This window comes from Acinetobacter pollinis (assembly GCF_015627175.1).
GTDB classification, from domain to species: domain Bacteria; phylum Pseudomonadota; class Gammaproteobacteria; order Pseudomonadales; family Moraxellaceae; genus Acinetobacter; species Acinetobacter pollinis.
The window spans coordinates 1-4,268 of sequence record NZ_VTDQ01000074.1 but is presented as its reverse complement, the minus strand read 5'-3'; the positions used below and the strand labels follow the sequence as shown (position 1 = coordinate 4,268).

General features: G+C 36.5%; 6 protein-coding genes. 1 reads left to right on the top strand and 5 read right to left on the bottom strand.

All coding sequences use genetic code 11. The features are described 5' to 3' along the window. Nucleotides 1–34: 34 nt before the first annotated feature. From I2F23_RS13610 to I2F23_RS13590, 5 genes are all read right to left on the bottom strand, one after another. Nucleotides 35–1,315 carry a virulence factor TspB C-terminal domain-related protein gene (locus I2F23_RS13610; RefSeq protein WP_195773107.1) on the bottom strand — a complete coding sequence of 427 codons (1,281 nt, stop codon included), beginning with the start codon at nt 1,313–1,315 and terminating at the stop codon, nt 35–37. A 127-nt stretch (nt 1,316–1,442) separates the two neighbouring features. Next, complete coding sequence (locus I2F23_RS13605) at nt 1,443–1,700, bottom strand: hypothetical protein (protein ID WP_195773101.1); 258 nt, start codon at nt 1,698–1,700, stop codon at nt 1,443–1,445. Between the two features lie 208 nt (nt 1,701–1,908). Then, nucleotides 1,909–2,085, bottom strand: coding sequence for a hypothetical protein (locus tag I2F23_RS13600; protein ID WP_195773106.1), 177 nt, complete (start codon nt 2,083–2,085; stop codon nt 1,909–1,911). A 2-nt stretch (nt 2,086–2,087) separates the two neighbouring features. Further along, on the bottom strand, nt 2,088–2,357 hold the full coding sequence (locus I2F23_RS13595; protein ID WP_195773105.1) for a hypothetical protein: 270 nt from the start codon (nt 2,355–2,357) through the stop codon (nt 2,088–2,090). A gap of 12 nt (nt 2,358–2,369) precedes the next feature. Then, nucleotides 2,370–3,593 carry a phage/plasmid replication protein, II/X family gene (locus I2F23_RS13590; RefSeq protein WP_195773104.1) on the bottom strand — a complete coding sequence of 408 codons (1,224 nt, stop codon included), beginning with the start codon at nt 3,591–3,593 and terminating at the stop codon, nt 2,370–2,372. Between the two features lie 180 nt (nt 3,594–3,773). On the opposite strand from I2F23_RS13590, the gene I2F23_RS13585 reads away from it, so the two are divergent. Beyond that, entirely contained in the window at nt 3,774–4,112 is a 339-nt protein-coding gene (locus I2F23_RS13585) for a helix-turn-helix domain-containing protein (RefSeq protein ID WP_195773103.1), read from the top strand. The last annotated feature ends 156 nt before the right edge of the window (nt 4,113–4,268 follow it).

The following is a 4,268-nucleotide window of genomic DNA, read 5'->3' as shown; positions in this document are numbered from 1 at the left end:
TTTTAAAAGCCAGTCGCCAAAAATAAAAAGTAATCTAATCATCATTACCACCCATAATGACACCTGACGCAATCAAGAAAGACATTAATGCACCGATCGCAAGTACAAACGGGCGTATATCTGATGCAAGTTTGCACCACGATGTTAAATCGTAATCAATTGAAGCCGTTGTATTTTCTAATGATATGTTTTGAGTGCCGGGGGAGAACGGACAATACTCACCCCATTGCAAATAAGGCGTGTTTTTTACTTCAGGAACTTTTTCTTCAATATCGACCTGTGTTTGTCTATCTTGCGTATCTTCTTTTGTCAGCCAGTCTTTCATGTCTTTAACTGTTTGCTCGATAGAATCAATCTTTTCTTGCAATGCCTTTAAACCGTTATTCATTGCATCTTTAAGCGAATTAATTGCAGAAGTCACTGGAGAGAGATCAACGTTAGTATTACCACCTGTAACCGTTGTATTTGTTGTTGTACTTGATGAATTACTCGTACTTGTATTTGTTGTATTAGTCGTATTATTTGTATTGTTAGTCGTGTTTGATGCGTTACTATCACCAGTACCAGTACCAGTACCAGTACCAGTACCAGTACCAGTACCAGTACCAGTACCAGTATTTGTATTACTAGACGCGCCATTACTTGACGTGCTATTACTTCCTGTACTTCCTGTACTTCCTGTACTTCCTGTACTTCCTGTACTTCCTGTACTTCCTGTACTTCCTGTATTAGTCGTATTTGTATTTGTTGAAGTGGTGGGTTCGCTCGCTACTGGAGAAGTTGACGGCTTGCCTGTACCAGTCAAATTGTAGTTTCCAGCAGAGGTTTCAGAAGAACAAGTTTCACCGTTAGAAGCATAAGAACCAGTATAAGAAGTATCAGAGTTACCGCTCAAAAATTGATAATCATATTTACAAGAATTTTGGCAAATCGTAGGACTAGAAGCTTTTAACTTGTTATTTGCTTGTTCAGCTAAAGAAACATGCTCATTTTCATCTTTCCATCTTGAAATTGTAATAGATCCTGAATAAGCGATTTTGCCCTTTTCACAATCATTAACTTCAAATTTTTGTACTGAGCCGTTAAACCAATCGTATTTAGTTCTTTCACCGTCGTAATAACTAAACCTACAAGTAGTAGCACCAGTCATTTCAAAAGCTACTGGCTCTTTATTGTAAAGCCACCGAGCATATTTACGACAAGCACCTTCAGGAGTTGGGTCATTTTGACCATAAGTACCCGCATAATAAACACGCGCAAATACAGAATGTGAAGAAAAGATAAGTAAAAGCAGAAGTAAATAGCGGTAAAACATATTAAGCCCCTAGCACTAGCTAAGTAATATGAAGAACCCGACAAGTGCAACGATAATATATAAAGTAGTCATAAAGTTACTTCACAGAAGTAAGAATAGACCCAGTGCCGAAACACTGGGCGAAAAATTAACGACCAACAAAGCCGAGAACTTTACGATAGCCCCACATCAAGAGCGATGGACCCGCTTTAATTACAAAGACAGATGCGGCCGCAGCACCCAAGCCAGTTAATGCAAGACTTGAAACATCTACACTATTACCGTCTGCCGCATGTGCTCCAGTTGCCATAATTACAGGCGTTGCAACAACAGCAAATTTAGTCGTTGCATTGTTTAACTTGTTGCGTAAAGTATCTTTACGTTTGATTGTTTGAACTTGTGTCATAATCATTTACCTTTCTATAAATTTGAGTAGCATTCGCAACCCTGAACATAAGAGCCAAAAGCTAATAATCTCGACCAAAAGCGTATTAGCATCGGCTCTGCTTAAATTGTTCAACTCATCAAGCCATGACGGCTTAAATTGAACGTATGAAACACACGTTTGCATCGTTCCGATTGTTCGCAGAGTTTCACAAACGTATGCCATTCTTCTAAACCTTTAAATTCTTTAAATCTGAAATTGCTAGATCAATTCTTTTAACAATCATTGACATAGTCGATCTATCAACAAGATCGTTAAAACATTCATTGCGAAGATAAGCAATATCTTTACTTTTGATATCTTCTAAATGTTCGATAACCTTAATTATTTGATCTTTATTTGACATGATTAAGGTGCTTTCTTAGGTAAAGGCTTTACTGAAAAAATAGTCATTTGAGGACCGAATTTAGTTTGAGATTCTGTGAACTCAACTTCGACCTCTTGAGCATTTTCGGCACATTGATCAAGAACAGCTTTCATCTGTTCGACTGGCATCATGCCCTCGCCAAAATTCAAGTTGTAACGTACTGGAGCGAAAAGCGTAGTGCTGTAATAAGCCTTATCTTCTTTTTTATAAACAGATGGTAAAAGCGAACGTTTGTTAAATGAAATGTGCATAGTAATAACCCCTTAGGCAACTAAACCGAATTTATCGGCATATTTTGAAACTGGAATTTGATAATCAGGTGGAAGCTGTTCGTCGAACTTGATTTCGACTAAACGAACAAAAGGAATGACTGTCCCATTCGGGTTATCAGAGAGATTCTGAAGCTCAGACTTATTAAAAAGGCCAGAATTTAAAAGAGCATTTACATTGTCGTAAAAAGTACTTTCACGATATAAAAGCTTGATCTGTTGCCAACCAACTTGACGCAATAAACAATAAAACTTAAAAGCATTATCAGCTTTGGTATAACTAGTCTTACCAGACTTAGTTATTGTAAAAAGTTTAGAACGTAAAGATTCAAGAACTTGTCCATCGTCAGAAAAACTCATAGATCCACCCTTTAATGTGTCTAAAATCGGGTCAAATGAAACATGCCATAGTTTGGCAAGTAGATCGGGTTGTTCCCGTTGTAAGTCGATTAATTTCCAAATATTCGTTGGATAACCATTTTTGGCTAAATATGTTTTGCAAATACGTGATTCAAATCGAACATGAGCATTAGCAAACTTAAGAACATCATGCATAGCAACAACAAGAGATTTAGAGCGCATACAGCCTTTATCTGCCTGTTTCTGTAACGTATTTAATTGACCAAGCACTTCTTTATATTTACCGTAAGCTTTAGGACGAATATAACGGCCGTTTTCACTACCCCAAGTAACATAGTTGTCATACTTAACTAACTTCGCTTTGCGATGCCCTACAGACACTTTGGAAAGATAATCAAGCACAGGCTGAACCATGTTCTGATGCGGTAAACGAACAAAATAAGTCGTATCTAAATGCAGTAGCTCAATATTAGAAAAATCAAGAATTGCACAGAGTTCAGGATAAGAATCAGTAAGCATTCCTAACATTTCGGTAAGACCTAAATGTATAGACTCAAATCCATAAACATTGTGACCCTGTAAAAGCTTTAAAGGCGAAGCCTTTAATTCAACATACGGCAAAGCATTCATAGTGTTAGCGTAGAATTTCATCGCCATATCTGTATAAGAACTAGGAATAGATTCATACGGGTGATAAAGATCACCTGTAGTTGTTTGACCATCTTCTGTTTTACCAACAAAACGAGTCGCCGCAGGCAAACCATAGTCACGAATATCACCATTAAAATAATGATGATTAGCCAAACTTTTAACAAAAGTCGGCAAGACATGAATTGCAATACGAATATGATCAAGCATATGTATAACCCAAAAAACCTAACAGTAATGCTTATATAAAACGATATTTCGTTCCATATAAACGTTAATACGTTTTATAAAACAATATTTCGTTTAAATCAACAAAAAAAATGCAGTATTTCGTTTTAAAAAAGAATAAAGTGATTGTTTTAAGGATGTTAAAACGGAATATCGTTCATTATGAGCATTGCAAAGAATATTAAACAGCTTATGAGGGAGCTGAATATCAATCAAAAAGAGTTAGCTAAACTTGCATCATTGCCAGCAAGTACAATAAGCAGTGCATTAAAAGAAGGAAGTGACCCAAGAGCATCTACAATTAAAAATGTAACAATAGCACTAGGAGTTAGTGCAGATATGCTTCTATTTAATGATGAAGAACTAGGAAAAAATGGAGATTTAAAAGTATTATTTAGAGAAGTAGAAAGATTTAAAAATGAAGAAAGAGAACAATTAAAAAGTATGTTACGAATGATGATAGTACACAATAAAAGCAAAGAACTAATGCGCGAGAATTAAATTATTTCCGAAATTTCGGAGTCAGGCACACTATTAGATAGTAGTGTGCCAATCAAACTACGCACGGGTGTCGGGTCGGTCGGTCGGCAAGCTCCTCCTCCCTCACCCGTGCGTATATGCGTACAGAATGTCGTATAACTTAATTTTATGTTAAAT